The sequence below is a fragment of the Pseudomonas sp. NFPP25 genome (assembly GCF_900116505.1).
In the GTDB taxonomy this organism is placed as follows: domain Bacteria; phylum Pseudomonadota; class Gammaproteobacteria; order Pseudomonadales; family Pseudomonadaceae; genus Aquipseudomonas; species Aquipseudomonas protegens.
This window is the reverse complement of sequence record NZ_FPBG01000006.1, coordinates 128,189-153,162: the sequence shown is the minus strand read 5'-3', so window position 1 is coordinate 153,162 and position 24,974 is coordinate 128,189. Positions and strand designations below refer to the sequence as shown.

At 65.2% G+C, this 24,974-nt stretch carries 27 protein-coding genes; 11 read left to right on the top strand and 16 right to left on the bottom strand.

Going from position 1 to position 24,974, the window contains the following annotated elements; translation table 11 throughout:
* The 8 genes from gcl (at window position 1) to BM382_RS23770 (ending at window position 9,474) form a co-directional block, all read left to right on the top strand.
* Window positions 1-1,776: a glyoxylate carboligase gene (gene gcl / locus BM382_RS23805; RefSeq protein ID WP_015634658.1), complete on the top strand. Its 1,776-nt coding sequence runs from the start codon at window positions 1-3 to the stop codon at window positions 1,774-1,776.
* A gap of 117 nt (window positions 1,777-1,893) precedes the next feature.
* Window positions 1,894-2,676: a hydroxypyruvate isomerase gene (hyi, locus tag BM382_RS23800; RefSeq protein WP_011060034.1), complete on the top strand. Its 783-nt coding sequence runs from the start codon at window positions 1,894-1,896 to the stop codon at window positions 2,674-2,676.
* 105 nt (window positions 2,677-2,781) lie between these two features.
* The gene (locus BM382_RS23795) at window positions 2,782-3,675 is read left to right on the top strand and encodes a 2-hydroxy-3-oxopropionate reductase (RefSeq protein WP_011060033.1); all 894 of its coding nucleotides are present in this window, start codon (window positions 2,782-2,784) and stop codon (window positions 3,673-3,675) included.
* Between the two features lie 153 nt (window positions 3,676-3,828).
* The gene (locus tag BM382_RS23790) at window positions 3,829-5,109 is read left to right on the top strand and encodes a glycerate kinase type-2 family protein (protein WP_072444203.1); all 1,281 of its coding nucleotides are present in this window, start codon (window positions 3,829-3,831) and stop codon (window positions 5,107-5,109) included.
* Entirely contained in the window at window positions 5,099-6,514 is a 1,416-nt protein-coding gene (gene pyk, locus BM382_RS23785; RefSeq protein ID WP_072444205.1) for a pyruvate kinase, read from the top strand. The genes BM382_RS23790 and pyk overlap by 11 nt, the downstream gene beginning before the upstream one ends.
* A gap of 101 nt (window positions 6,515-6,615) precedes the next feature.
* Window positions 6,616-7,536, top strand: coding sequence for an urea transporter (locus tag BM382_RS23780; RefSeq protein ID WP_072444207.1), 921 nt, complete (start codon window positions 6,616-6,618; stop codon window positions 7,534-7,536).
* 21 nt (window positions 7,537-7,557) lie between these two features.
* Complete coding sequence (locus BM382_RS23775; protein WP_015634655.1) at window positions 7,558-8,382, top strand: ion transporter; 825 nt, start codon at window positions 7,558-7,560, stop codon at window positions 8,380-8,382.
* A gap of 90 nt (window positions 8,383-8,472) precedes the next feature.
* Entirely contained in the window at window positions 8,473-9,474 is a 1,002-nt protein-coding gene (locus tag BM382_RS23770) for a sulfate ABC transporter substrate-binding protein (RefSeq protein WP_015634654.1), read from the top strand.
* A 65-nt stretch (window positions 9,475-9,539) separates the two neighbouring features.
* Here BM382_RS23770 and BM382_RS23765 read toward each other — a convergent pair whose 3' ends face one another.
* Both BM382_RS23765 and BM382_RS23760 read right to left on the bottom strand, forming a co-directional pair.
* A complete protein-coding gene (locus BM382_RS23765; protein WP_015634653.1) occupies window positions 9,540-9,989 on the bottom strand; it encodes a RidA family protein in 450 nt (149 codons plus the stop codon).
* A gap of 134 nt (window positions 9,990-10,123) precedes the next feature.
* Window positions 10,124-10,753 (bottom strand): hypothetical protein, encoded by a 630-nt coding sequence (locus tag BM382_RS23760; protein ID WP_011060026.1) that lies wholly within the window; start codon window positions 10,751-10,753, stop codon window positions 10,124-10,126.
* A 245-nt stretch (window positions 10,754-10,998) separates the two neighbouring features.
* On the opposite strand from BM382_RS23760, the gene BM382_RS23755 reads away from it, so the two are divergent.
* Complete coding sequence (locus BM382_RS23755) at window positions 10,999-12,207, top strand: MFS transporter (protein WP_011060025.1); 1,209 nt, start codon at window positions 10,999-11,001, stop codon at window positions 12,205-12,207.
* Between the two features lie 70 nt (window positions 12,208-12,277).
* On the opposite strand, the gene BM382_RS23750 is transcribed toward BM382_RS23755, so the two are convergent.
* The 11 genes from BM382_RS23750 to ccmA all read right to left on the bottom strand — a co-directional run bounded on the left by BM382_RS23750 (window position 12,278) and on the right by ccmA (window position 20,927).
* Window positions 12,278-13,420 (bottom strand): alpha/beta hydrolase family protein, encoded by a 1,143-nt coding sequence (locus BM382_RS23750; RefSeq protein WP_072444209.1) that lies wholly within the window; start codon window positions 13,418-13,420, stop codon window positions 12,278-12,280.
* A 119-nt stretch (window positions 13,421-13,539) separates the two neighbouring features.
* A complete protein-coding gene (locus tag BM382_RS23745) occupies window positions 13,540-13,941 on the bottom strand; it encodes a hypothetical protein (RefSeq protein ID WP_011060023.1) in 402 nt (133 codons plus the stop codon).
* A gap of 14 nt (window positions 13,942-13,955) precedes the next feature.
* On the bottom strand, window positions 13,956-15,167 hold the full coding sequence (gene ccmI / locus BM382_RS23740; protein WP_015634649.1) for a c-type cytochrome biogenesis protein CcmI: 1,212 nt from the start codon (window positions 15,165-15,167) through the stop codon (window positions 13,956-13,958).
* A complete protein-coding gene (locus BM382_RS23735) occupies window positions 15,164-15,634 on the bottom strand; it encodes a cytochrome c-type biogenesis protein (protein ID WP_011060022.1) in 471 nt (156 codons plus the stop codon). Before BM382_RS23735 ends, ccmI begins: the two co-directional genes overlap by 4 nt.
* A complete protein-coding gene (locus BM382_RS23730) occupies window positions 15,631-16,167 on the bottom strand; it encodes a DsbE family thiol:disulfide interchange protein (protein ID WP_011060021.1) in 537 nt (178 codons plus the stop codon). Before BM382_RS23730 ends, BM382_RS23735 begins: the two co-directional genes overlap by 4 nt.
* On the bottom strand, window positions 16,164-18,152 hold the full coding sequence (locus BM382_RS23725; protein ID WP_072444211.1) for a heme lyase CcmF/NrfE family subunit: 1,989 nt from the start codon (window positions 18,150-18,152) through the stop codon (window positions 16,164-16,166). Before BM382_RS23725 ends, BM382_RS23730 begins: the two co-directional genes overlap by 4 nt.
* Window positions 18,153-18,155: 3 nt before the next feature.
* Window positions 18,156-18,611 carry a cytochrome c maturation protein CcmE gene (gene ccmE, locus BM382_RS23720; protein ID WP_011060019.1) on the bottom strand — a complete coding sequence of 152 codons (456 nt, stop codon included), beginning with the start codon at window positions 18,609-18,611 and terminating at the stop codon, window positions 18,156-18,158.
* Window positions 18,608-18,784, bottom strand: a complete 177-nt coding sequence (gene ccmD / locus BM382_RS23715) for a heme exporter protein CcmD (RefSeq protein WP_011060018.1) — start codon at window positions 18,782-18,784, stop codon at window positions 18,608-18,610. Before ccmD ends, ccmE begins: the two co-directional genes overlap by 4 nt.
* Complete coding sequence (locus BM382_RS23710; protein ID WP_072444213.1) at window positions 18,781-19,536, bottom strand: heme ABC transporter permease; 756 nt, start codon at window positions 19,534-19,536, stop codon at window positions 18,781-18,783. The genes ccmD and BM382_RS23710 overlap by 4 nt, the downstream gene beginning before the upstream one ends.
* Window positions 19,537-19,626: 90 nt before the next feature.
* A complete protein-coding gene (gene ccmB, locus BM382_RS23705; protein ID WP_011060016.1) occupies window positions 19,627-20,295 on the bottom strand; it encodes a heme exporter protein CcmB in 669 nt (222 codons plus the stop codon).
* Entirely contained in the window at window positions 20,292-20,927 is a 636-nt protein-coding gene (ccmA, locus tag BM382_RS23700; RefSeq protein WP_011060015.1) for a cytochrome c biogenesis heme-transporting ATPase CcmA, read from the bottom strand. The genes ccmB and ccmA overlap by 4 nt, the downstream gene beginning before the upstream one ends.
* A 196-nt stretch (window positions 20,928-21,123) precedes the next feature.
* Here ccmA and BM382_RS23695 point away from each other — a divergent pair, with 196 nt between their 5' ends.
* Both BM382_RS23695 and BM382_RS23690 read left to right on the top strand, forming a co-directional pair.
* On the top strand, window positions 21,124-22,707 hold the full coding sequence (locus tag BM382_RS23695) for a flagellar hook-length control protein FliK (RefSeq protein ID WP_026020030.1): 1,584 nt from the start codon (window positions 21,124-21,126) through the stop codon (window positions 22,705-22,707).
* Window positions 22,704-23,033 carry an EscU/YscU/HrcU family type III secretion system export apparatus switch protein gene (locus BM382_RS23690; RefSeq protein ID WP_053156958.1) on the top strand — a complete coding sequence of 110 codons (330 nt, stop codon included), beginning with the start codon at window positions 22,704-22,706 and terminating at the stop codon, window positions 23,031-23,033. The genes BM382_RS23695 and BM382_RS23690 overlap by 4 nt, the downstream gene beginning before the upstream one ends.
* Before the next feature lie 59 nt (window positions 23,034-23,092).
* Here BM382_RS23690 and BM382_RS23685 read toward each other — a convergent pair whose 3' ends face one another.
* The 3 genes from BM382_RS23685 to BM382_RS23675 all read right to left on the bottom strand — a co-directional run bounded on the left by BM382_RS23685 (window position 23,093) and on the right by BM382_RS23675 (window position 24,926).
* Window positions 23,093-23,485 (bottom strand): DUF2802 domain-containing protein, encoded by a 393-nt coding sequence (locus BM382_RS23685; RefSeq protein WP_011060012.1) that lies wholly within the window; start codon window positions 23,483-23,485, stop codon window positions 23,093-23,095.
* A complete protein-coding gene (locus BM382_RS23680; RefSeq protein ID WP_011060011.1) occupies window positions 23,486-23,968 on the bottom strand; it encodes a chemotaxis protein CheW in 483 nt (160 codons plus the stop codon). It lies immediately after the preceding gene.
* 79 nt (window positions 23,969-24,047) lie between these two features.
* Window positions 24,048-24,926, bottom strand: coding sequence for a chemotaxis protein CheW (locus BM382_RS23675; protein WP_072444215.1), 879 nt, complete (start codon window positions 24,924-24,926; stop codon window positions 24,048-24,050).
* Between the last annotated feature and the right edge of the window lie 48 nt (window positions 24,927-24,974).

Genomic DNA, 24,974 nt, shown 5'->3' with positions numbered 1-24,974 from the left:
ATGAGCAAAATGAGAGCAATCGAAGCCGCCGTTCTGGTGATGCGCCGCGAAGGGGTCGATACCGCTTTTGGCATCCCGGGTGCCGCCATCAACCCGCTGTATTCCGCGCTGCAGAAGGTCGGTGGCATCGATCACGTGCTCGCTCGCCACGTCGAAGGCGCCTCGCACATGGCCGAGGGCTACACCCGCACCAAGGCCGGTAACATCGGCGTATGCATCGGTACTTCGGGCCCCGCCGGCACCGACATGGTCACCGGCCTGTACAGCGCCTCGGCCGACTCCATCCCGATTCTCTGCATCACCGGTCAGGCCCCCCGCGCCCGCCTGCACAAGGAAGACTTCCAGGCCGTGGACATCACCAGCATCGTCAAGCCGGTGACCAAGTGGGCCACCACCGTGCTGGAACCGGGCCAGGTGCCCTACGCCTTCCAGAAAGCCTTTTATGAAATGCGCTCCGGCCGTCCCGGCCCAGTACTGATCGACCTGCCGTTCGACGTGCAGATGGCGGAAATCGAATTCGACATCGACGCCTACCAGCCCCTACCCCTGGCCAAGCCGGCGGCGACCCGCCTGCAGGCGGAAAAGGTTCTGGCCCTGCTGGACCAGGCCGAACGTCCATTGCTGGTGGCCGGTGGCGGCGTGATCAACGCCGACGCCAGCGAGCTGCTGGTGGAGTTCGCCGAACTGACCGGCATTCCGGTGATCCCGACCCTGATGGGCTGGGGCACCATCCCTGACGATCACCCACAAATGGTGGGCATGGTCGGCCTGCAGACCTCCCATCGCTACGGCAATGCCACCCTGCTCAAGTCCGACACCGTGCTGGGCATCGGCAACCGCTGGGCCAACCGCCACACCGGTTCGGTGGACGTCTACACCGAAGGCCGCAAGTTCATCCACGTGGACATCGAACCGACCCAGATCGGCCGCGTCTTCACCCCGGACCTGGGCATCGTTTCCGATGCTGGCAGCGCCCTGACCGTATTGCTGGAGGTGGCCCGCGAATGGCAGACCGCCGGCAAGCTCAAGGATCGCAGCGCCTGGCTGCATGATTGCCAGCAGCGCAAGGCCAGCCTGCACCGCAAGACCCACTTCGACAACGTGCCGGTCAAGCCGCAGCGCGTGTACGAAGAAATGAACCAGGTATTCGGCAAGGACACCTGCTACGTCAGCACCATCGGCCTGTCGCAGATTGCCGGCGCGCAGTTCCTCCACGTCTACAAGCCACGCCACTGGATCAACTGCGGCCAGGCCGGCCCGCTGGGCTGGACCATCCCCGCTGCCCTGGGCGTGGTCAAGGCCGACCCGAACCGCCAGGTGGTGGCGCTGTCCGGCGACTACGACTTCCAGTTCATGATCGAAGAACTGGCGGTGGGCGCGCAGTTCAACCTGCCGTACATCCACGTGGTGGTGAACAACTCCTACCTGGGGCTGATCCGCCAGGCCCAGCGCGGTTTCGACATGGACTACTGCGTGCAGCTGTCCTTCGACAACCTCAACGCGCCGGAACTCAACGGCTATGGCGTCGACCACGTGGCCGTTGCCGAAGGCCTGGGTTGCAAGGCCCTGCGGGTGTTCGAACCCAAGGACATCCAGCCGGCCCTGCGCCAGGCCCAGGAAATGCTCCAGACCTTCAAGGTGCCGGTGGTGGTGGAAATCATCCTGGAGCGCGTGACCAACATTTCCATGGGCACCGAAATCAACGCGGTCAACGAGTTCGAAGACCTGGCGCTGGTGGGCAACGACGCCCCTACCGCGATTTCCCTGCTCGACTGATACCCCTGGCCGCTGGCACCGGCCGGGCCCCGCGCGCCACCTCCCGCCAGAGGTGGCGCCCGGGCCGCCCGCCCCCTGGCGCCAGCCCCAGGCTTGACCGAACCACAGGAGACCACCATGCCGCGATTTGCTGCCAACCTGTCCATGCTGTTCACCGAACAGGACTTCCTCGCCCGCTTCAAGGCGGCCGCCGATGCCGGCTTCAGCGGCGTCGAATATCTGTTCCCCTACGAATTCAGCTCTGCCGAAATCAAGGCGCAACTTGACGCCCACGGCCTGAGCCAGGTGCTGTTCAACCTGCCGGCCGGCGACTGGGCCAAGGGTGAACGCGGTATCGCCTGCCTGCCCGACCGGGTCGAGGAGTTCCGCGCCGGGGTCGACCTGGCCATTGCCTACGCCCAGGTCCTGGGCAATACCCAGATCAACTGCCTGGCAGGCATCCGCCCACAGGGCGCCGATGAAGCCCTGGTGGAAAAGACCTTGGTCGCCAACCTCAAGTACGCCGCCGACAAGCTCCAGGCAGTGGGCATCAAGCTGGTGATGGAAGCCATCAACACCCGCGACATTCCCGGCTTCTACCTCAACAATACCGCCCAGGCGCTGTCGATTCGCGAGCAGGTGGGCAGCGACAACCTGTACCTGCAGTACGACATCTACCACATGCAGATCATGGAGGGAGACCTGGCGCGGACCATGGCCAACCACCTGGGCCAGATCAACCACATCCAGCTGGCGGACAACCCCGGGCGCAACGAGCCGGGCACCGGCGAGATCAACTACCGCTTCCTCTTCGAGCACCTGGACCGCATCGGCTACCAGGGCTGGGTCGGTTGCGAGTACAAGCCGCTGACCACCACTGAAGCCGGCCTTGGCTGGCTGAAAACCCACAACGCAATCTGAACCTGTACCTGCGTAGGAGCCGGCTTGCCGGCGAAGAGGCCCGCAAGACCGCCTTCGCTGGCCAGCCAGCGCCCACAAGGTCCCGTTGAATAGAGGATTTTTATCATGGCTAAAATCGGATTTATCGGCACCGGCATCATGGGCCACCCAATGGCCGCCAACCTGCAGAAGGCCGGTCACAGCCTGCTGCTCTCGGAACACCACGGCAAGGCTCCGGCCGACCTGATCGCCGCCGGCGCCATCGCCCTGGCCTCGCCCCGGGACGTCGCCCAGGAAGCCGAGTTCGTCATCATCATGGTCCCCGATACTCCCCAGGTCGAAGACGTGCTGCTGCGCGCCGACGGCGTGGCCGCCGGGATCGGCAAGGGCAAGATCGTCATCGACATGAGCTCGATCTCGCCCACCGCTACCAAGGCCTTCGCCGCCAAGATCAACGAAACCGGCGCCCAGTACCTGGACGCCCCGGTGTCCGGCGGTGAAGTCGGGGCCAAGGCCGCCACCCTGAGCATCATGGTCGGTGGCGACAGCCAGGCCTTCGAACGTGCCCTGCCGCTGTTCCAGAGCATGGGCAAGAACATCACCCTGGTGGGTGGCAACGGTGACGGCCAGACTGCCAAGGTGGCCAACCAGATCATCGTCGCCCTGAACATCCAGGCCGTGGCCGAAGCCCTGCTGTTCGCCTCGAAGAACGGCGCCGACCCGGCCAAGGTGCGTGAAGCACTGATGGGTGGCTTCGCTTCCTCGAAGATCCTCGAAGTGCACGGCGAGCGGATGATCAAGGGCACCTTCGACCCGGGCTTCCGCATCAACCTGCACCAGAAGGACCTGAACCTGGCCCTGAGCGGTGCCCGCGAGCTGGGCATCAACCTGCCCAACACCGCCAACACCCAGCAAGTGTTCAGCACCTGCACCGCCATCGGTGGCGCCAACTGGGACCACTCCGCCCTGATCAAGGGCCTGGAACACATGGCCAACTTCTCGATCCGCGAGAAGAAATAAGCAGCATCCGTAGCCGCTGCCGCAGGCTGCGCCAAGGTTCGCAGGAAACGCCTCACGGCGGGCCAGGGACAGGCCCTGCTGACCTTGCCGCCGCCTGAGGTGGCGGCTACACCCGTTTCAAGCCCCCCATAACAAGAAATCCGGGAGCCCGCCATGTCGGTCGATCCGCAAAAATTCCTCCGTGAGCTGTTCGCCACAGCCATCGACGCCGCCCACCCGCAACAGGTTCTGCAAGCCCATCTCCCCAGCGACCGCAGCGGCCGCGTCATCGTCATCGGCGCCGGCAAGGCCGCCGCGGCCATGGCCCAGGTGGTCGAGCGCAGCTGGCAGGGCGAAGTCACCGGGCTGGTGGTCACCCGCTACGGCCACGGCGCCCCCTGCACCAAGATCGAAGTGGTCGAAGCCGCCCACCCGGTGCCCGACGCCGCCGGCCTGGCCGTGGCCAAGCGCGTGCTGGAACTGGTCAGCAACCTGTCGGAACAGGATCGGGTGATCTTTCTGCTGTCCGGTGGCGGTTCGGCGCTGCTGGCCCTGCCAGCCGCCGGCATCACCCTGGCGGACAAGCAGGCCATCAACAAGGCCCTGCTCAAATCCGGCGCCACCATCGGCGAGATGAACTGCGTGCGCAAGCACCTCTCGGCGATCAAGGGTGGACGCCTGGCCAAGGCCTGCTGGCCGGCCACGGTCTACACCTATGCGATTTCCGATGTACCCGGCGACCTGGCCACGGTCATCGCCTCCGGCCCCACCGTGGCCGACCCCAGCACCTCGGCCGAGGCCCTGGCGATTCTCAAGCGCTATGGCATCGACGTACCGGCCGCGGTCCGCAGTTGGCTGCAGAGCCCCGAGTCGGAAACCGTCAAGCCCGGTGACCCGTGCCTGGCGCGCAGCCACTTCCAACTGATCGCCCGGCCCCAGCAGTCCCTTGAGGCGGCGGCCGTGAAGGCTCGCCAGGCCGGCTTCAGCCCACTGATCCTCGGCGACCTGGAGGGCGAATCCCGGGAGGTGGCCAAGGTCCACGCCGGCATCGCCCGCCAGGTCGCCCTGCACGGCCAGCCCGTGGCGGCGCCCTGCGTGATCCTCTCCGGCGGTGAAACCACGGTCACCGTGCGCGGCAATGGCCGTGGCGGGCGCAACGCGGAGTTCCTCCTGAGCCTCACCGACAGCCTCAAGGGCTATCCGGGCATCTATGCCCTGGCCGGCGACACTGACGGCATCGACGGTTCCGAGGACAATGCCGGGGCCATCATGACCCCGGACAGCTACGCCCGCGCCGCGGCCCTGGGCCTGAGCGCCAGCGACGAGCTGGACAACAACAACGGCTATGGCTACTTCGCGGCGCTGGGGGACCTGATCGTCACCGAGCCGACCCGCACCAACGTCAACGACTTCCGCGCCATCCTGATTCTCGAGAACCCCAAACATGACGCCTGACAAGAAGGTCAAAATCCTCGCCACCCTGGGCCCGGCCATCGACGGCATCGAGGACATCCGTGAGCTGGTGCAAGCCGGGGTGAACATCTTCCGGCTCAATTTCAGCCACGGCGCCCATGCCGACCACGCCCAGCGCTACGAGTGGATCCGCCAGGTAGAGCGCGAACTGAACTACCCCCTGGGCATCCTCATGGACCTGCAAGGGCCGAAGCTGCGGGTCGGCACCTTCGCCGAGGGCAAGGTGCAACTGGTGCGCGGCCAGGCCCTGCGCCTGGACCTCGACGCGACCCCGGGCAACGCCCAGCGGGTCAGCCTGCCGCACCCGGAGATCATCGCCGCCCTGGAGCCGGGCATGGACCTGCTGCTGGACGACGGCAAGCTGCGCCTGCGAGTGATCGCCAAGCACGCCGACGCCATCGAGACCACCGTGCTCAATGGCGGTGAGCTGTCGGACCGCAAGGGCGTCAACGTGCCCCAGGCGGTGCTCGACCTCAGCCCGCTGACGGCCAAGGACCGTCGCGACCAGAGCTTCGGCCTGGAACTGGGGGTGGACTGGGTGGCCCTGTCCTTCGTGCAGCGCCCGGAAGACATCCGTGAAGCCCGTGCGCTGATCGGCGACAAGGCCTACCTGATGGCCAAGATCGAGAAGCCTTCGGCCGTCACCCAACTGCGGGAAATCGCCGAGCTGAGCGACGCGATCATGGTGGCCAGGGGCGACCTGGGGGTGGAAGTGCCCGCAGAAAGCGTGCCGCAGATCCAGAAAAACATCATCAGCACCTGCCGCCAGCTGGGCAAGCCGGTGGTGGTGGCCACCCAAATGCTCGAATCCATGCGTTTCTCCCCTGCGCCGACCCGGGCCGAGGTCACCGACGTCGCCAACGCCGTGGCCGAGGGTGCGGACGCCGTGATGCTGTCGGCGGAAACCGCTTCCGGCGAATACCCGCTGGAGGCCGTGCAGATGATGAGCAAGATCATCCGCCAGGTGGAAACCGGCCCGGACTACCAGACCCAACTGGACGTCAGCCGGCCCCAGGCCGAGGCCACGGTCTCGGACGCCATCAGCTGTGCGATCCGCCGGGTGTGCAGCATCCTGCCGGTGGCGGTGCTGGTGAACTACAGCGAATCCGGCAGTTCGACCCTGCGCGCCGCCCGCGAGCGGCCTTCGGTGCCGATCCTCAACCTGACGCCGAACCTTGCCACTGCTCGCCGCCTGACAGTGGCCTGGGGCGTGCATTCGGTGGTCAACGACCGGCTGCGCCAGGTCGACGAGGTGTGTGCCACGGCCCTGGAAATCGCCCAGGCCCAGGGCCTGGCCAAGCGCGGCGACACCGTGGTGATCACCACCGGTGTGCCGTTCGGCCAGCCGGGCACCACCAATTCGTTGCGCGTCGAAACCCTTCTCTGACCCGCAGCCCATGGCGCCGCTGACCGGCCAGAGCCTCCCGCAGAGGAGGCCTGGGCGGTCGGCGCAACCCTCGCCCAGGGGCCGCCCCACTGATTTGCATCATGCCTTCACAGTCTTTCAATGCCTTCTGCCCCGACTGGGCCACTACCCTGCTTAACGGCTTCAGTCAGATCTTTCTCCAGCGCCATCCGCTGTGCGGCCTGCTGTGCCTGCTGGCGATCCTGGTCAGTGCCCCGGCACTGCTCGGCGCTGCCCTGCTGGGTGCCCTGGCCGGGCTGCTGACCGCGCAACGCCGGGGGTACGCCAAGGCCGACCGCCAGGCCGGGCTGTTCAGCTACAACGGCGTATTGCTGGGCCTGCTGCTGGGCCTGTACCTGCCCTGGTCGGTATTGCTGCCGCCGCTGATCATCGCCGCCGGCGGCCTCAGCGCGATCATTACCCAGCAATGGCTCAAACGTGCCCGCAACCCCGCCAGCCTGCCGGCCTACACCGCGCCCTTCGTCGGCCTCGGCTGGCTGCTGCTGAGCCTGATCGAGCCGCTGCCCGCGGCCACCCAGGGCGTGCCCGGGCTGTCCCTGGCGAACCTGCTGGGTGGGCTGTTCCAGGGCCTGGGACAGATCATGTTCCTCGGCCAGCCCCTGGCCGGCCTGCTGATTCTGCTCGGCCTGCTGCTGGCCAGCCGCCGCGCGGCAGCCTGGGCCCTGTTCGGCTCCGCCTGCGGCCTGCTCTTTGCCCTGCTGCAGCAAGAGCATGCCCAGGCCCTGCAGGGCCTGGGCGGCTACAACTGCGCCCTGGTCGCCCTGGCCCTGGGCCAGCAGGCCCGGCACCCCTGGCGGCCGCTGCTGGGGATGCTGCTGGCACTGCTGATCAGCCCGGGGCTGGTCGCCCTGGGTCTTGCGCCCCTGACCGCACCCTTTGTCCTGGCCTGCTGGCTGGTGCACACCGTCGACCGGGTGCTGGGCCGCAACGTGCGGGGCGACGCGCCTTGCGCTCCCCCGGCAAATCCCCCTAGGCTTCGCTGACTTTCGATTCAGGCGATTTCCATGGGCAACAGCGACAACTGGCGGCAGCGCCTCTACGTAATGATCTTCCAGACCGATACGGTGGCGGGGAGGCGCTTTGACAGCACCCTGCTGCTGATCATCCTCGCCAGCCTGGTGATCGTGATCCTCGACAGCATCGACGAGGTCCATCGCAACTACGCCAACGTCCTGGCCTACATCGAATGGGGTTTCACCCTGATCTTCGCCATCGAGTACGGGCTGCGCCTGTACTGCTCCCCCCGGCCGCTGCGCTATGCCTTCAGCTTCTATGGCCTGGTGGACCTGCTGGCGATCGTTCCGGGGATCCTCGCCCTGTATTACAGCGACGCCCAATACCTGCTGATCATCCGCATCATCCGCATGCTGCGGATCTTTCGTGTGCTCAAGCTGGCGCCCTACCTCAAGCAGGCCCACTACCTGCTGGACGCCCTGCGCGGCAGCAAGCAGAAGATCCTGGTGTTCCTGCTCAGCGTCTGCACCCTGGTCACGGTGTTCGGCACCCTGATGTACGTGGTCGAAGGCCCGGAGCACGGTTTCACCAGCATTCCCAAGGGCATCTACTGGGCCATCGTCACCCTGACCACCGTGGGCTACGGCGACATCGTGCCCAAGACCGTGATCGGCCAGGTGATCTCGTCCATGGTGATGATCACCGGTTACTCGATCATCGCGGTGCCCACCGGGATCTTCACCGCGGAACTGGCCAGCGCCATGCGCGGCGAGCAGCTCAAGCACGACTGCCCGGTGTGCCGCAAGAACACCCACGAACCCGCCGCGGCCTTCTGTTCCCGCTGCGGCAATGCGCTATTCAGGAAACTGGAATAAGCAAAGTACTTTTTAATCTTTAAAGAGATATAGCGCCCCGGCTATAGTCGGCGGCAAATTGCCTTCACTCTCGAACAAAAGGAATGTGCAGTGAAAAAACTCTTCAGCGCCTCGCTACTGGCCGCCAGCCTGGCCCTGGGCAGCGTCGCCCAGGCCGCACCGACCCTGCTCAACGTTTCCTACGACGTGATGCGCGACTTCTACAAGGACTACAACGCCGCCTTCCAGAAACACTGGAAAGCCGAGCACAACGAGAACATCACCCTGCAGATGTCCTTCGGCGGCTCCAGCAAACAGGCGCGTTCGGTAATCGACGGCCTGCCGGCGGATGTCATCACCATGAACATGGCCACCGACATCAACGCCCTGGCGGACAACGGCAAGCTGGTGCCGGACAACTGGGTGACCCGCCTGCCGAACAACAGCGCGCCGTTCACCTCGGCCACCGTGTTCATCGTCCGCAAGGGCAACCCCAAGGCCCTGAAGGACTGGCCGGACCTGCTCAAGGACGGTGTGCAGGTGATAGTGCCCAACCCCAAGACCTCGGGTAACGGCCGCTACACCTACCTCTCGGCCTGGGGCTATGTGCTCAAGAACGGCGGCGATGAGAACAAGGCCAAGGACTTCGTCGGCAAGCTGTTCAAGCAGGCGCCGGTGCTCGACACCGGTGGCCGCGCCGCCACCACCACCTTCATGACCAACCAGATCGGCGACGTGCTGGTGACCTTCGAGAACGAGGCGGAGATGATCGCCCGCGAATTCGGTCGCGACCAGTTCGAGGTGATCTACCCGAGCGTGTCCGCCGAAGCCGAGCCGCCGGTATCGGTGGTGGACAAGGTGGTAGAGAAGAAAGGTACCCGCGCCGCCGCCGAGGAGTACCTCAAGTACCTGTGGTCGCCGGAAGGCCAGGAAATCGCCGCCAACAACTACCTGCGCCCACGGGACCCGAAAGTGCTGGCCAAGTACACCGATCGCTTCCCGAAAGTCGACTTCCTCTCGGTGGAGAAGACCTTCGGCGACTGGCGCAGCGTGCAGAAGACCCACTTCAACGACGGCGGGATCTTCGACCAGATCTACACCAACGCCAAGTGACCCCTAACGGGTGAATGAAAAAAGCGACCTCCGGGGTCGCTTTTTTTATGCCCCAGGCATGGCGCTCAGAGGGCTCGCGCCGGAGTGAACAGCGCCGCTTCGGCGGCCTGATGGCGCTCCTCCAGCACCGCCTCCGCCTCGACTTCGATCAGCCACTCTGGCAGCGACAGCCCGCTGACGATGATCCACGAAGACGCCGGCGGCTGGCTGGCAAAGCGTTCGAGCAAGACGGCGCTGATGTGCTCCTGCTGGTTGCGGGCCGCTTCGGCGATGTAGATCCGCAGCATCACCACATCCGCCAGCCGGCCACCCGCCTCGGCCAGGACCCGGGCGATATTGTCGAAGGCCTGCTCGGTCTGCTCCCGCAGGCCCGGGCCCACGGTGCGCTCCTGCTCATCCACACCCACCTGGCCGGAAAGCAGCAGGCGCCGCCCACCGCGCACCTCCACCGCCTGGCTGAAACCGTATTGCAGGGAATTGAACACACTGGCTGGGTTGAACGTCGACTTTTCCATAAGGCACTCCCGGCGCATTGAACGACCGGAAACCGTAAACCAAGCCTTTGCCGACTTCCACTGCAACCCGCGCGCAGCAACATTTGGCAATGCAAGCCCCCACCCGCCTGGTGGCAAACCCGTGCAGCAGCGGCCTACATCGGCGGCGCGACCCCATCCTTGCCGGCGGAGATCGACTGCGCGGTGAGTTTGCCGTCATCGCTCTGGGTAACGAACATCACCACCTTGACCCCGACCTTGAGCAGGCTGCGGTCGCCGGGAGTCAGGTTGACGATGGGCACATCGTCCGGCACCAGGATCTTCTGCTGGCCGCCCTTGTAGTTGACGGTCAGGGTGCGGCCGTTGCTCACCACCAGGTCGCCGACGCTGCCGTTGGTCATGCTGCTGCCCTTGGCCAGGTCGAAAGGCCGGTGGCCATCACCCGTACCGGCCAACTGCGGTGGAAACACATGCACTTCCAGCGCCTTGAGGGTGCCGTCGGCCATGGGCATGGCCGCCGAGCCGATATAGCTGCCGGGCTTGATGTCCTCGATATTGGCCAGGGTCACGGCACGCACCTGGGTCTGGGGCGTCAGCTCGACGCTGACATTCTCCCCACTGTTGACGTGCACCCGCACCACGTCGCCGCCGACCCCGGTGATTTCCCCGCGTACGCCAATGCGCATGCCCGGCGCATCCTGGGCCAGGGCCGTGGTGCTGCCCAGCAGGAACGCCAGGGCCAGGCATTGAAGGTTGCACAACAAACCAGGCAAAGACCGATTCATGGAACGGATTCCTCAAGGCAATGGGTGCACAGAGCCCGTCAGTCGACTGCAAGGCCCCGGGGGAGCATGAGCATGCTATCGAACAGGATGTAAGTAAATGTATCATCGCCCCTCGACAGCGACACGCCCCGGTACTCAACGGGCCTTCATCATTCGATCGCTGACCTTTGCCACCCGGCCCGCTCCATCGCTTTGCCACGGGGTCTTGCCGACCTCGCTCCTTGCGCTTGCCCCAGAGATCGCCAATGAATTCCACGACCCAGGCTCTGCCCACCGCCAGCGCGACAATGACCCGAGGCATGGTGCTGCTGTTCGCCTTCTGCTGCGGGGCCATAGTCGCCAACATCTACTACGCACAACCGATCATCGAGCTGATTGCCCCGGATCTCGGCCTGTCCAGCGCCCTGGCCAGCCTGATCGTGTCGCTGACCCAGATCGGCTACGCCCTGGGCCTGTTCTTCCTGGTGCCCCTGGGCGATTTGCTGGAAAACCGCCGGCTGATGATCTGCACCACCCTGGTGGCGATTGCCAGCCTGCTGGGCGCGGCCTTTATCCAGCAGCCCAATGCCTTTCTCCTGGTGTCGCTGTTGATCGGCTTCAGTTCGGTGTCGGTGCAGATCCTGATTCCCCTGGCCGCGCACCTGGCCCCCGAGGAAACCCGGGGCCGGGTGGTGGGCGGGATCATGGGCGGCCTGCTACTGGGGATTCTCCTGGCCCGGCCGGTGTCCAGCGTGGTGGCCGACCACTTCGGCTGGCGGGCGATGTTCATCGCCGCGGCGCTGCTGATGGCAGCCATCAGCCTGGTGCTGATGCTCACCATTCCCAAGCGCCAGCCGGCCCACAGCGCCACCTATGGCCAACTGCTGCATTCCCTGGGCAACTTGCTGCGCCAGCAACCGGTACTGCGCCAGCGCGCCTTCTACCAGGGTTGCCTGTTCGCCACCTTCAGCCTGTTCTGGACCGCCGCACCGCTGGAGCTGGCGCGCCAGCACGGCCTGAGCCAAAGCCAGATCGCGATCTTTGCCCTGGTGGGCGCCATCGGCGCCATCGCCGCGCCCATCAGCGGGCGCCTGGCAGATGCCGGCCATACCCGCATCGCCTCACTGCTGGCCATGCTGCTGGCGGCCCTGAGCTTCATCCCCAGCCTGGTGCATCCGGCCTACAGCGTGATCGGCATGGCCGTGACCGGGGTGGTCCTGGATTTCTGCGTGCAGATGAATATGGTGCTCGGCCAGCGCGCCGTGTACGCCCTCGACGCCCACAGCCGCAGCCGCCTGAATGCGCTGTACATGACCAGCATCTTCATCGGCGGTGCCTTTGGCTCCTCGATTGCCAGTGCGGTGTACGAGCATGGCGGCTGGCTGGGCATCGTGCTGGTGGGCAGCGCCTTCCCGCTGCTGGCCTTGATGCGTTTCCTGCTGGTGCGGGACAACCGCCGCCCGGCCCGGGCCTGAGGAAAAGGCGCGGCGCCCTTGCCCCTGCCCGGAGTTGCCCGGGCAGGCAAGCTGCACCAGGGCGGGCGCCTCAGATGCGTTCGCGCACCAGGACTTCGATATTGGCCGCCGCCCCCCAGAGCCGCAGGCGCCCGATCAGGCCGGCATCGGTTTCCCCCACCAGGTACAGAGTGTCGATGGTCTGGGTCGCGGCCCATTCGACGAACTCGCTGCTGTCGAAGTCGGCCAGGCTGGCCAATTGGAATTCACTTTCATAGAAGCCCGGGGTGACCGGGACCGGGGTGTCCTGGGGGCCGGGGGCGCCGATGAAGTTGCAGCCCAGGTGCACCACACCCCAACGGGCTACCCGCCAATTGCCCAGGGCTTCATCCAGCCGAGCCCGGGCGCCACGGGCAAAACCCAGGCCATCGATGACCACGCGGCGGTTGATGATCAGCCACAGCTTGCGCCGCCGTGGTGCCTTGAGCAGCACTTCGCCGGTGACCTTGGAGGCGCGCAATGCCAGGGCGATCACCAGCAGCAAGGGCACGAAGTAGCTGTAGAGCCTCTCGGTAGCGCTGACCGTTACCAACCCGTACAGGCGCCGCACCTCGGCCCGCTGCTGCTCCAGTTCCTTGATGCTTTCACTCAAGCCCTGCAGCCATTGGCGGATGGGAGCCGCCGTGTATTCGCCGCGGATATCCTCCAGCGCCTGCTGCACCTTGACCTCTGCCAAGACCGAAAGGCGCCCGTCCGCGGTGCGCTCCAGCGCTGCAAAACGCTCGCACAGGCTGCTGACCTGGGCCGCATCCTGGGGCTCGTAGCGAGCGATGGCCGCCTTGCAGTGCTCCACGCCCAGCATGTCCTCGATCTCCGTGGCCACGCGCCGCTGCAGCCCGGCCTGGGCCTGCTGCGCCAATTGGTAGTCGGTCTGGAACCAGTCCACGCGCACCGCCTGGGTGGCGCTGATCAGGGCCAGGGACGCCAGCAGCAGCCAGGCGTAGTCCACGCGCTTCCAGCCGATCTCGCCCAAGCGAAAGACCGAGATCAGGCTCCAGCAGAAGAAGTAGTACATGAAGACGAATGCCAGCAGCAGGCACACCGGCTCCAGCGACAGGTAGATCAGCTCCGGCACCTCGGTCGGGCCAAAGCCATACACCAGCAACAGCACACAGATCAGCGCAAGCCAGAACACCATCGGCGTGAAATAGGGTTTGTTCAGGTCATTCTTCATCGGGCGCTCAACGGCTGATACTCGGGAACACCCCGCTGTATCGGCCAGGCATCCCGAGGCTTAAATAATCCAGCCCGGGCGCAGGCTCTGGCCTGCGCCTCTGCGCTTATCGGACAGGGTTACTGGAACTGGCGACCAAGCCCGGCGGGCACACCATGGATATCGGTGTCTTCCCAGGGCCCGTCAGGGCTGATGGAGCGGCTCCAGCCATTGTTCCAGCGGTAGTAGGTGCGCTGGCGGTAGAAGGTGTTGCTCTGGTCATCCAGCACATAGACCCCCAACCGCGCATCCCAATGGCTGTGCCCGCCCGGTGGCGGCGCGAAGCTGGCGGAGGTGCGTGGCAGGGGCTTGGCGGCGGGGATCGGCGCGCTGGGCGTACCCGGCGCCGTGGACGGGGCCGGGCGTGTGCTCGGCCCTGCCGGCGGGATCGGCTCGGAGCTGGTGGGCACCGGCCGATGGACCGTACATGCGCTCAACCCCAGGACCAGTGATAACAGGGTGATACGAGCGATGGCGGTCATGGCGGCTTCTCTGATTATTGATCCGGGCTGTCGATGGTCAGCTGCTGGGCAGCGGTGGTGCTGCTGGCCAGAGGCTGGCTGCGCCCGACCCACTCGCCGGCCGTCGGCTGGCCGGCGCGGGACACGCGCGCAACCAGTTGGACTTCAGGGAAGTTCGACAGTTTCAACTGCGGCATCATCGCGTCGGCATCCGCCAGCTCGACCGTGGCCGGCAAGTCGGCCACGGTCAGGCGCTTGGCCGCCAGCGGCGCGGGTGGGCCCTGGGTGGCGCGAGCGAAGATGAACACGCTGTCGCCCGGCTGGACCTTGGCCTTGAGCTCGGCCGCCAGGTCGACCCTGACCTTGAGCACCGCGCCCTTGGCCTGAGCCTTGGCCGCAGGTTCGCTGGCAACCTTGCCGCCACTGGCCACCAGCTTCTCGCTGGCGCGGTCGATACCGCCCTGCAACGCGGCGCGGGAGTTGTCGTCCGGCGGCAGTTGCGCCTGCAGGCGCTTCCAGTAGTCGATGGCTTCCTGGAAACGCCCGCCTTCGAAGGCGGCGATCCCCAGCAGCCCGAGGCTGGTGACTTCATTGGGGTCGGCTTTCAGGGCTTCGTCGGTCAGGCCCTGGACCTTGTCCGACCATTGCTTGTTGTCGGCAAAGTACTGCGCCTGGGCCCATTGCCCCAGCAGCTCGGGCTGACGCCCGGCCAGGGCCACGGTGCGTTCGAAGATCTTCGCCGCGTCCGCCGGCCGGTCCTGGGCCATGTAGGTTCGGCCGAGGAAGTACAGGCCTTCGGCGGAATCCGGCTGGGCCGCTACCGCACGCTCCAGGCGCCGGGTCATTTCCTCCATGGACTGTGGCGCCTGGGCGAACTCCCGGGTCAGCTCGACCTTGTCGCTGGCACCAAAATGCAGGTACAGGCCCAGGCCCAGTACCGGCACCAGCAGCGCGGCCAGCAACGGCAGCGGCTTGCCCAGGCGCGAAGTGCGCACGTTAGCGCTGCCTTCGGTATCGGCCAGCAGTTCGCGCGCGGCTTCGGCACGGCCACTGTCCATCTGTTCGGCACTGAGCACGCCTTCTTGCTGCTGGCTGTGCAGTTCGGCCACGCGCTCTTCATAAAGCGCCACGTTCAGCGCGGTACGATCCTCTTCACGCTGAGCGCGACGCTCACGCAATACCGGGATCAACAGGAAACTCAGGGCAATCAGGAGCAGCAGGCCTGCCGCAAGCCAGAAATCAATCATGGGTGGTTTTTATCCAGCAGTTGGTCGAGGCGCTGACGCTCTTCGACGGAAAGCGTGTTCGGGCTGTCGCTGCGCTGCACGCGCCGACGCCGGACAATCACGACAATGATCACCAGCCCGCCCAGCAGCAACCCGGCGGGGCCGAACCAGAGCAAGGCAGTCTTGCCGGTCAGGGCCGGCCGGTAGCGCACGAAGTCACCGTAGCGATCGACCATGAAGTCGATGATCTGCTGGTTGTCCTTGCCCTCGCCGAGCATGCGGAAAATCTCTTTGCGCAGGTCGGCAGCAATCGGCGCGTTGGAATCGGCGATGTCCTGGTTCTGGCACTTGGGGCAGCGCAGTTCCTTGGTCAACTCGTGGAACCGTTCGCGATCGGTGTCGTTGGCGAATTGGTAGGTGTCGATGGCGGCATGGGCCATGCCGGCGATGCCCAGGCCCAGGATGGCGGCGGCTAACCAGCGCTTCATGGCTTGGCCTCGTCGACCAGGGCCTGGTACTTGGCGGCCAGTTGCTCGCGCCACACCACTTCGTCGATCACCCCGACGTACTTGTCGCGGATGATGCCCTTGGCGTCGATGAAAAAGGTTTCCGGAGCGCCGTAGACGCCCAGGTTCAGGCCCAGGGAGCCCTCCTCGTCACGCACGTCCAGCAGGTAGGGATTGTGGAATTCGGCCAGCCACTTCAGGGCATCGGCGTTGACGTCCTTGTAGTTGATGCCGTAGATCACCACGCCCTTCTCGGCCAGCTTGTTCAGTACCGGGTGCTCGACCCGGCAGGAAATGCACCAGGTGCCCCAGACGTTGACCAGCGCCGGCTTGCCCAGCAGGTCGGCGCGGGTCAGGGTCTTGTCGCCCTGCACCGACGGCAGGGAGAACTCGGGGAACGGCTTGCCGATCATCGCCGAAGGCAGCTCGGCCGGGTCCAGATACAACCCACGATAGAGAAACACCGCCACCACCAGGAACACCGCCAGGGGCAACATCATCATCCAGCGTCTCATGCGGTGGCTCCTGTCATGCCCAGCGCTTCGCGCACGCGGCTTTTAACCTTGACCCGGTAGCGCCGGTCCAGGGCCGCCAGCAAGCCACCGAAACCGGTGAGCAGGCCGCCGAACCAGATCCAGCGCACGAACGGCTTGACGTGTACCCGCACCGCCCAGGCGCCATCGCCCAGGGGCTCGCCAAGGGCCACATACAGGTCGCGGGTGAAGCCGGCATCGATCCCGGCCTCGGTCATCATCGAACTCTGCACGGTATACAGGCGCTTCTCCGGATGCAGCACCGCCACTTCCTTGCCATTGCGCACCACGCGGACGGTGCCCTTGTCGGAAGTGAAGTTCGGCCCTTCGAAGTGCTTGGCGCCTTCGAAGATGAAGTGATAGCCGGCCAGTTCCATGGATTCGCCCGGCGCCAGGCGCAGATCGCGCTCGGCGCTGTTCTGGCTCGACAGCACCACGCCCAGGGCACAGACCGCGATGCCCAGGTGCGCCAGCTGCATGCCCCAGTAGCTGCGGGTCAGGCTCGGCAGGCCCTTGATCAGGCCCTTGTGCCGGGTCTTGTCGACGATGTCGCGAGCCCCGGCCAGCAGCACCCAGGCCGCCAGCAGGAAGGTCGCCAGCACGGCCCAGTTGAAGTCGCCATAGGCGATGCCCGCAACCACGGCCAGGGCCACGCTGCCCAGCAGTACCGGGCCGAGCATGCCCACCAGCCATTTCACCGGGGTGTCTTTCCAGCGCACCAGCACGCCCACCGCCATCACCACCATCAGCAGGGCCATCAGCGGAATGAACAGCGCGTTGAAGTACGGCGGGCCCACCGACAGCTTGGCGCCGGTCAGGGCGTCCAGCACCAGCGGGTACAGGGTGCCGAGGAGAATCATCGAGGCCGCCACCACCAGCACCAGGTTGTTGCCCAGCAGCAGGGTTTCCCGCGACCAGAGGTTGAAGCCCACCTGGCTCTTGACCACCGGCGCGCGCAGGGCGAACAGGGTCAGCGAACCCCCCACCACGAACAGCAGGAAAATCAGGATGAACACGCCGCGCTCAGGGTCGGAGGCGAAGGCATGCACCGAAGTCAGGACGCCGGAACGCACCAGGAAAGTCCCCAGCAGGCTCAGAGAGAAGGCGGCAATCGCCAGCAGCACGGTCCAGCTCTTGAACACCCCGCGCTTTTCGGTGACCGCCAGGGAGTGGATCAGCGCCGTGCCCACCAGCCAGGGCATGAACGAGGCGTTTTCCACCGGGTCCCAGAACCACCAGCCACCCCAGCCCAACTCGTAGTAGGCCCACCAGGAGCCCAAGGTGATGCCGATGCCGAGGAAGGCCCAGGCCACGATGGTCCAGGGCCGCGACCAGCGAGCCCAGGCGGCGTCCAGGCGGCCGCCGAGCAAAGCGGCGATGGCGAAGGCGAAGGCCACCGAAAAACCCACATAGCCCATGTAGAGCATCGGCGGGTGAACGATCAGGCCAATGTCCTGCAACAGCGGGTTGAGGTCGCGACCATCGGCCGGCACCTGGGGCAGGATCCGCGAAAACGGGTTGGAGGTCATGATCAGGAACAGCAGGAAGCCGGTGCTGATCATGCCCATCACCGCCAGCACCCGGGCCAGCATCACCTGGGGCAACTGGCGCGAGAACACCGACACGGCGAAGGTCCAGCCACCGAGGATCAGTGCCCAGAGCAGCAGCGAGCCTTCGTGAGCCCCCCACACGGCGCTGAATTTGTAGTACCAGGGCAAGGCGCTGTTGGAGTTGCTGGCGACATAGGCCACCGAGAAATCGTCGCTCATGAAAGCGTAGGTCAGGCAGCCGAAGGCGAACGCCAGGAAGGCGAACTGGCCCCAGGCAGCCGGCTGGGCCAGGCTCATCCACAGGCGATCACCGCGCCAGGCCCCCAGCAGCGGCACCACGGCCTGGACCAGGGCGAAGCACAGGGCGAGGATCATCGCCAGGTGACCGAGTTCGGGAACGAACAGTGCGAAACTCATGGCTTAACCCTCTTTCGCTGGTGTCGGTGCCGATTGGCCGCTGTCTTTCAGGGCCTTGGTGACTTCCGGCGGCATGTACTTCTCGTCGTGCTTGGCCAGCACTTCATCGGCCACCACCACGCCATCGGCGTTGAGCTTGCCCAGGGCAACGATGCCCTGCCCTTCGCGAAACAGGTCCGGAAGGATGCCGCGGTAGGTGATGGTCACCGACTTGTTGAAGTCGGTGACCACGAATTTCACGTCCAGGGAGTCGGCGGAACGCTGCAGGGAACCGGCCTGGACCATGCCGCCGGCGCGGATCCGCGTGTCCAGCGGTGCTTCGCCATTGGCGATCTGGGTCGGGGTGTAGAACAGGTTGATGTTTTCCTTCAGCGCGCTGAGGGCCAGGCCAACGGCAATGCCGACACCGACCAGAATCGCCAGGATGATCAAAAGACGCTTTTTACGCAGCGGATTCACTTACCGTTCTCCCGGCGCAGACGACGCGCCTCTTGTTGCAGATAGCGCTTGCGCGCCAGGATCGGCGCCACCAGCTCACGAGCCAGGACCACCAGGCAAATGCCATAGGCCGACCAGACGTAGAGGCCGTGATGGCCCATGGCGAGAAAATCGCTGAAGGATGCAAAGCTCATCGGGCGGCCTCCAGGCTGCGTTGGACTTCGGCCTTGACCCAACTGGTCCGGGCTTCACGCTTGAGCACCTCAAGGCGCATGCGCAGCAACAGCAGCACACCAAAGAAACAGTAGAAACCCAACGAGGTCAGCAGCAGCGGCAGCCACATTTCCACCGGCATGGCAGGCTTTTCGGTCAGGGTGAAGGTCGCGCCCTGGTGGAGGGTGTTCCACCATTCCACCGAGTATTTGATGATCGGGATATTCACCACGCCGACAATCGCCAGCACCGCACAGGCCTTGGCGGCGCTGTCACGATTGCTGATGGCGGCATTGAGCGCAATCAGACCTGCGTACAGAAACAGCAGGATCAGCATCGACGTTAGTCGGGCATCCCAGACCCACCAGGAACCCCAGGTCGGCTTGCCCCAGATAGCCCCGGTCACCAGGGCCAGGAAGGTGATCGAGTGCCCGATCGGCGCCGCGCATTGCAGGGCGACATCGGCCAGTTTCATTTTCCACACCAGCCCGACCACACCGCACACGGCCAGCATGACGTAGCAGGACTGGGCCAGCATCGCCATCGGCACATGGATGTAGATGATGCGGAAACTGTTGCCTTGCTGGTAATCCGGTGGCGCAAAGGCCAGGCCCCAGACCACGCCGAGGCCGATCAGCAACACGGCGGCAACACTCAGCCAGGGCAGCAGCTTGCCACTGATGCCGTAAAACCATTTAGGCGAGCCGAGCTTATGAAACCAAGTCCAGTTCATTCACTATTTCCATCACGGGTGCTTTTCGTGGTCGAAAAGCCTGGGTCTTTTCTCAGAAAGAAGTGATCAAAAAATGATCAGACCTCATTATTATTCGCCGACGCTGATCTTCAGGCCAGCCGCTATTGCAAAGGGTGTCAAGGTTACTGCCAGGGCGGTCAGGCTCCCAAGCCAGAGCAGGTAACCGGTTGCCGGCATGCCCTGCAATGCCGCCTGCAGGGCGCCACTGCCGAGAATCAGTACCGGGATGTACAACGGCAGGATCAGCAGCGCCAGCAGCAGGCCGCCACGCTTGAGCCCCACCGTCAATGCCGCGCCTACTGCGCCCAGCAGGCTGAGCACCGGGGTCCCCAGCAGCAGGGACATCAGCAGCACCGGCAGACAGGCGGCAGGCAGCCCCAGCATCACCGCCAGCAAGGGCGCGAGCAAGACCAGTGCCAACCCGGAAAACACCCAGTGTGCCAGTACCTTGGCCAGAACCAGAAGAGCCAGGGGGTGCGGCGAAAGGACCCACTGCTCCAGGGATCCATCCTCGAAATCACTGCGAAAAAGCCCGTCCAGCGAGAGCAGGACGGACAATAGGGCCGCTACCCAGACCAGCCCCGGAGACAAGGTTTGCAACAATTGTGTCTCAGGTCCCACGGCCAGGGGGAACAGTGCGACAACGATTGCGAAAAATACCAAGGGGTTGGCCAGTTCCGCCGGGCGCCGGCACAACAGGCGCGCTTCACGGGCCACCAACAGGGCAAACACACTCATGCAGCCCACCGTCCCAGGTCAATGTCACGGTAGCCAGAAGGCATGCGGGCCAGGCTGTGGTGGGTGGTCAGGACCACCATGCCGCCGCGCTCGCAATGGCCCGCCAGGTGCTCTTCGAGCTGGGCCACGCCCTGCTTGTCGAGGGCGGTGAAGGGTTCGTCGAGTATCCACAACGGCGGGCTGTCCAGGTACAGGCGCGCCAAGGCCACGCGGCGCTGCTGGCCGGCGGAAAGGGTATGGCACGGCACATCCTCGAAACCGCGCAGGCCGACCGCCGCCAGGGCCTGCCAGATCGCCTCGCGCCGGGCAGGCTGGTGCAGGGCACAGAGCCAGCTGAGGTTCTCCTCGGGGCTCAACAGCTCCTTGATGCCGGCGGCATGGCCGATCCACAACAGGTTGCGGGCCAGTTCCGCGCGCTGGGCGTGCAATGGCTGGCCATTGAGCAGCACCTGGCCGCTGGTGGGCTGCATCAACCCGGCCAGCAGGCGCAGCAGGCTGGTCTTGCCGCTGCCGTTGGGGCCGCTGATCTGCACCATGTCGCCGCCCGTCAGACGCAACTCGAGGTGTTCAAATAGCATCCGCCAATCGCGCTCACAGGCGAGTGCTACGGCTTCGAGAAGAGGGCTGGTCAAGGGATAGCGGGCCTTTACAGGTTCAAGTCGGCAACGGAGCGGCCGTTAAAGAGATGCAGGATAAATGCATTGGCGGCCTGTTCTAGAGAGCTGCGTCAAACAATTGCAATGTTTTCACCACTCCCCCAAAGACGGGCGGCATTATACATGCGAAGCCCTACGCTTATGAGGGCTAATTTCCACAGGTTGTGTCCGAATGACAGGCGAAATGAACATCCTGCCTGCGCCCCAGGTGCCCGCGCCCGGCGCCTCGCGCCCCCAGGCGATCAGCGGGGAACTGCTGAAGCTGGTGCCGCCCCTGGAGGGCCTGATTGCCGCCGGCCAGAGCGCCAAGGCCGAAGTGCTGTCGCTCAAGCAGACCGACCAGACGTTCCAGTTGCTGCTCAAAGTGACCCTGGACAACGGCCGGCAAACCACTTTGCAGGCCACCAGCAATCAACCCCTGCCCCAGGGCACCAGCCTGGCGGTCACCCAACCCTCGGCGGGCAACCTGGCGATCACCGTGCAACAGGCCATCGCCTCCAGTGTCGCCGCCCTGACCCGCCTGGACACCAGCCAACTGCCCCCCGGCACCCTGATCCAGGCCAAGGTGCTGACCACCCAGATGCTGCCCCAGGGCACCAGCCAGCCGGCGATCTATCGCTCCCTGGTGAGCCTGCTCAACACCGCACAGAGCGGCGCCACCCTGAGCATCGAAAGCCCGCAGCCGCTGCGCATCGGCAGCCTGCTCAGCGCCCTGGTCTCGGATGCCCAGACCCTGAATTTCGTCCCCCTGAGCAGCCGTCAGGAGCAATTGGCCATCGCCGCCCAACTGGCCAGCCAGCAAAGCCGCCAGGGTTCCCTCAGTAGCTTGATCAACGCCCTGCAGAACCTGCCCGCCGACAGTGACCCCTCGACCACCTCCACTGACCTGCGCGCCGCCGTCGAGCGTCTGCTGGCCGGCCTGCCCGACGTGCAGCAACTGAGCAACCCGCGCGGCGTGGCCCAGGCCTTGCTGGGCAGCGGCCTGTTCCTGGAAGCCCGGCTGCTGGCCGGGGCCAACCCGGGGCAGGTGCCGGACATGAAGGCCGACCTGTTGCGCCTGATCGCCCAGCTGACCCCGGGCCTGCCCTCCTCCACCAGCTTCAACGCCATCCTGGCCGCCAACACCCTGGCCCAGTCGCTGCCCAGCTTCGTGCGCAGCGCCCTGGGTACCCTCGGCCAGGTCAGCGCCAAGGCTTCGCCCACCGGCTTTCCATTGCCGGAACGGTTGCTGCAGAGCCTGGAAGGCGAAGGTGACCTGGAACAACTGCTGCGCCTGGCCGCCGCGGCCGTATCGCGTTTGCAGAGCCATCAACTGTCGAGCCTGGAGCAAAGCGGCCTGACCGACGATGGCCGGCTGTTGAGTACCTGGCAGTTGGAAATCCCCATGCGCAACCTGCAGGACATCGTGCCCTTGCAGGTCAAGCTGCAGCGCGAAGAGGCGCCGGAACCGGAGCCGGAACACAAACGCGAGGAACGTGAGCCCAAGCAGGCCCTGTGGCGGGTCGACCTGGCCTTCGACCTGGAGCCTCTGGGCCCGCTGCAAGTCCAGGCACAGCTGATCCAGGGCCGACTGTCCAGCCAGCTCTGGGCCGAGCGCCCCTATACGGCGAGCCTGATTGAAAGCCACCTGGGCAACCTGCGCGAACGCCTGCTGGCCTCGGGACTGAATGTCGGCGACCTGGATTGCCACCTCGGCACTCCGCCCCAGGGCCCGCAAACCCGATTGGAACAACGCTGGGTGGACGAAACCGCATGAAGCACTCTCCGCCACCACGCCAGGCCATCGCCCTTAAATACGATGGCCAGCAAGCTCCGACCCTCACCGCCAAGGGCGATGACGAACTGGCCGAAGCCATCCTGAAGATTGCCCGGGACTATGAAGTACCGATCTACGAGAACGCCGAGCTGGTGAAGCTACTGGCGCGACTGGAACTGGGCGAGAGCATTCCGCCGGAGCTGTACCGGACCATCGCCGAGATCATCGCCTTCGCCTGGAACCTCAAGGGCAAGTTCCCGGCGGGGCATGATCCGCAACGGGCGGAACTGGAGAAGGACATCACCGAACGCGGCGACGATTACTGAGACAGCCCGGCCGCATGAGGGCCCCAGGGGCCTTTTTGCAGCGGGCGTTCGCGGCTACATCAGCCTTTGTGCAGCTTGCTGACCAGCTCCGCTTCGGCCTGGGTGAGGCCGCAGGACTGGGTCAGTTCGTCGACGCTGGCGCCCATGCCCACCAGGCGCGCGGCCTGGGCGAACGACAGGCTGGAAGGGTCACGCTGCTCCAGCTGGGCCAGCTTGTCCGGCAAAGGCGCTACCACAGCGCGCAACTCGTGCAGGTCCTCGCCCATGCGCACCGTACCGCTCTGGTAATGGTCGACGCGCTTGGCCAGCTCCTTGATCCGCTGGTCGCGCACGGCGTCACCCTCAGCCTGCTGGGCAGCAATCTGCCGCTGGTTGCGGGTGTAGGACAGGAACAGAGCCAGAGTGGCGACCCAGAGGATCGCCAGGACAATTACCGCTACCTCGAGGATCAATCAGATACTCTCCAGTTCCGACCATTCCTCTTCGCTCATCATCTTGTCCAGCTCAACCAGAATCAGCAGTTCGCCGTTCTTGTTGCACACGCCCTGGATGAACTTGGCCGACTCTTCGTTGCCGACGTTCGGCGCGGTCTCGACTTCCGACTGGCGCAGGTAAACCACTTCGGCGACGCTGTCCACCATGATCCCGACCACTTGCTTGTCGGCTTCGATGATGACGATCCGGGTGTTGTCGTTGACTTCGGTCGGCACCAGGCCGAAGCGCTGGCGGGTATCGATCACGGTCACCACGTTGCCGCGCAGGTTGATGATCCCCAGCACGTAGCTGGGTGCGCCCGGCACCGGAGCGATCTCGGTGTAGCGCAGCACTTCCTGGACCCGCATCACGTTGATGCCGTAGGACTCGTTATCCAGCTTGAAGGTGACCCATTGCAGGATCGGATCTTCGGAACCCTGTGCAGACGACGACTTATTCATACCCTGACCCCTCAAATAACCGTTGAAAACGGCGTGTGTTCTGTGTGGCCACGCCCGACGGACGCGGCCTGTTGTTGGTTTACTTCGGCTTGTGGGCCGCTTGACTGATCGCCATCTGCTTGGCGCCACCGGTGGCGATCAATTCCGCCAGTTCGGCAACATCGAGCAAGGCGCACATATGTTCAATCACCGTGCCGGCCAGCCACGGGCGTTGGCCACGGTGACTGCGCCACTTGATTTCATTGGGGTCCAGGCGCAGCGAGCGGCTGACCTGATGCACCGCCAGCCCCCATTCATAGCCCTGGACCGAGATCACGTACTGCAGGCCCTGGCGGAAATCGTCGCGGTAGCGATCCGGCATGACCCAGCGTGCGGTATCCAGCACCTTCAGGTTGCCAGCCTGGCTCGGCAGGATACCGAGGAACCATTCCGGCTGGCCGAACAGCGGCGTCAGCTCCTGCCCGGCCAGGGAATAGATCGAGCCCAGGCACACCAGGGGCACCGCCAGGGTCAGGCCCGCGACATCGAACAACAGGCACTCGAACGGCTCTGCCGCCCAGGCGGGACGATCGCTGCCGGTGACCGGAGGCGGCGTATTGCTCGGCGGCAAGTGCACTTCCACCACGGGCGGCACCAGGGCCTGGAGCATCGGCACCACGGGCGAGAGGGTGCTTGGCATGGGCTCCGGCGCTTCCAGCACCGGGGTGGCAATAGGCTCTGGCGCAGCAACCGCAGGCGCCGAGTGCTGCTGGAGCTCGGCGTCACGGGCCTGCTCTTCCAGTACCGCGGCCTGGAATTCATCCAGCACTTCACTGGAGGCTTCGACCACTACCGGGGCGGGCACCGGGATCGGCGGCGGTGGCAGCAACTCCTCGTCGGTGGCGTCCTGCAGCAAAGCGTCCAGGTACGACTGCAGCGCCAACTGCGGCCGGCTCTTTATATCCAGAGGACGGTTCATGAGGATGCCCACGCTAAAACCCCGATACAGTGACCTGTAGGGGTTATC

Coding starts and splice junctions, on each gene's coding strand:
- pyk (WP_072444205.1), top strand. CDS start 5,099: ATGACGCCTGACAAGAAGGTCAAAATCCTCGCCACCCTGGGCCCGGCC.
- ccmD (WP_011060018.1), bottom strand. CDS start 18,784: ATGAGCTTTGCATCCTTCAGCGATTTTCTCGCCATGGGCCATCACGGC.
- BM382_RS23710 (WP_072444213.1), bottom strand. CDS start 19,536: ATGAACTGGACTTGGTTTCATAAGCTCGGCTCGCCTAAATGGTTTTAC.
- ccmI (WP_015634649.1), bottom strand. CDS start 15,167: ATGATTGATTTCTGGCTTGCGGCAGGCCTGCTGCTCCTGATTGCCCTG.
- BM382_RS23765 (WP_015634653.1), bottom strand. CDS start 9,989: ATGGAAAAGTCGACGTTCAACCCAGCCAGTGTGTTCAATTCCCTGCAA.
- BM382_RS23690 (WP_053156958.1), top strand. CDS start 22,704: ATGAAGCACTCTCCGCCACCACGCCAGGCCATCGCCCTTAAATACGAT.
- BM382_RS23695 (WP_026020030.1), top strand. CDS start 21,124: ATGACAGGCGAAATGAACATCCTGCCTGCGCCCCAGGTGCCCGCGCCC.
- BM382_RS23730 (WP_011060021.1), bottom strand. CDS start 16,167: ATGAGACGCTGGATGATGATGTTGCCCCTGGCGGTGTTCCTGGTGGTG.
- BM382_RS23775 (WP_015634655.1), top strand. CDS start 7,558: ATGGGCAACAGCGACAACTGGCGGCAGCGCCTCTACGTAATGATCTTC.
- hyi (WP_011060034.1), top strand. CDS start 1,894: ATGCCGCGATTTGCTGCCAACCTGTCCATGCTGTTCACCGAACAGGAC.
- BM382_RS23790 (WP_072444203.1), top strand. CDS start 3,829: ATGTCGGTCGATCCGCAAAAATTCCTCCGTGAGCTGTTCGCCACAGCC.
- gcl (WP_015634658.1), top strand. CDS start 1: ATGAGCAAAATGAGAGCAATCGAAGCCGCCGTTCTGGTGATGCGCCGC.
- BM382_RS23745 (WP_011060023.1), bottom strand. CDS start 13,941: ATGACCGCCATCGCTCGTATCACCCTGTTATCACTGGTCCTGGGGTTG.
- BM382_RS23725 (WP_072444211.1), bottom strand. CDS start 18,152: ATGAGTTTCGCACTGTTCGTTCCCGAACTCGGTCACCTGGCGATGATC.
- BM382_RS23795 (WP_011060033.1), top strand. CDS start 2,782: ATGGCTAAAATCGGATTTATCGGCACCGGCATCATGGGCCACCCAATG.
- BM382_RS23755 (WP_011060025.1), top strand. CDS start 10,999: ATGAATTCCACGACCCAGGCTCTGCCCACCGCCAGCGCGACAATGACC.
- BM382_RS23780 (WP_072444207.1), top strand. CDS start 6,616: ATGCCTTCACAGTCTTTCAATGCCTTCTGCCCCGACTGGGCCACTACC.
- BM382_RS23735 (WP_011060022.1), bottom strand. CDS start 15,634: ATGAAGCGCTGGTTAGCCGCCGCCATCCTGGGCCTGGGCATCGCCGGC.
- BM382_RS23760 (WP_011060026.1), bottom strand. CDS start 10,753: ATGAATCGGTCTTTGCCTGGTTTGTTGTGCAACCTTCAATGCCTGGCC.
- BM382_RS23675 (WP_072444215.1), bottom strand. CDS start 24,926: ATGAACCGTCCTCTGGATATAAAGAGCCGGCCGCAGTTGGCGCTGCAG.
- ccmB (WP_011060016.1), bottom strand. CDS start 20,295: ATGAGTGTGTTTGCCCTGTTGGTGGCCCGTGAAGCGCGCCTGTTGTGC.
- BM382_RS23680 (WP_011060011.1), bottom strand. CDS start 23,968: ATGAATAAGTCGTCGTCTGCACAGGGTTCCGAAGATCCGATCCTGCAA.
- BM382_RS23750 (WP_072444209.1), bottom strand. CDS start 13,420: ATGAAGAATGACCTGAACAAACCCTATTTCACGCCGATGGTGTTCTGG.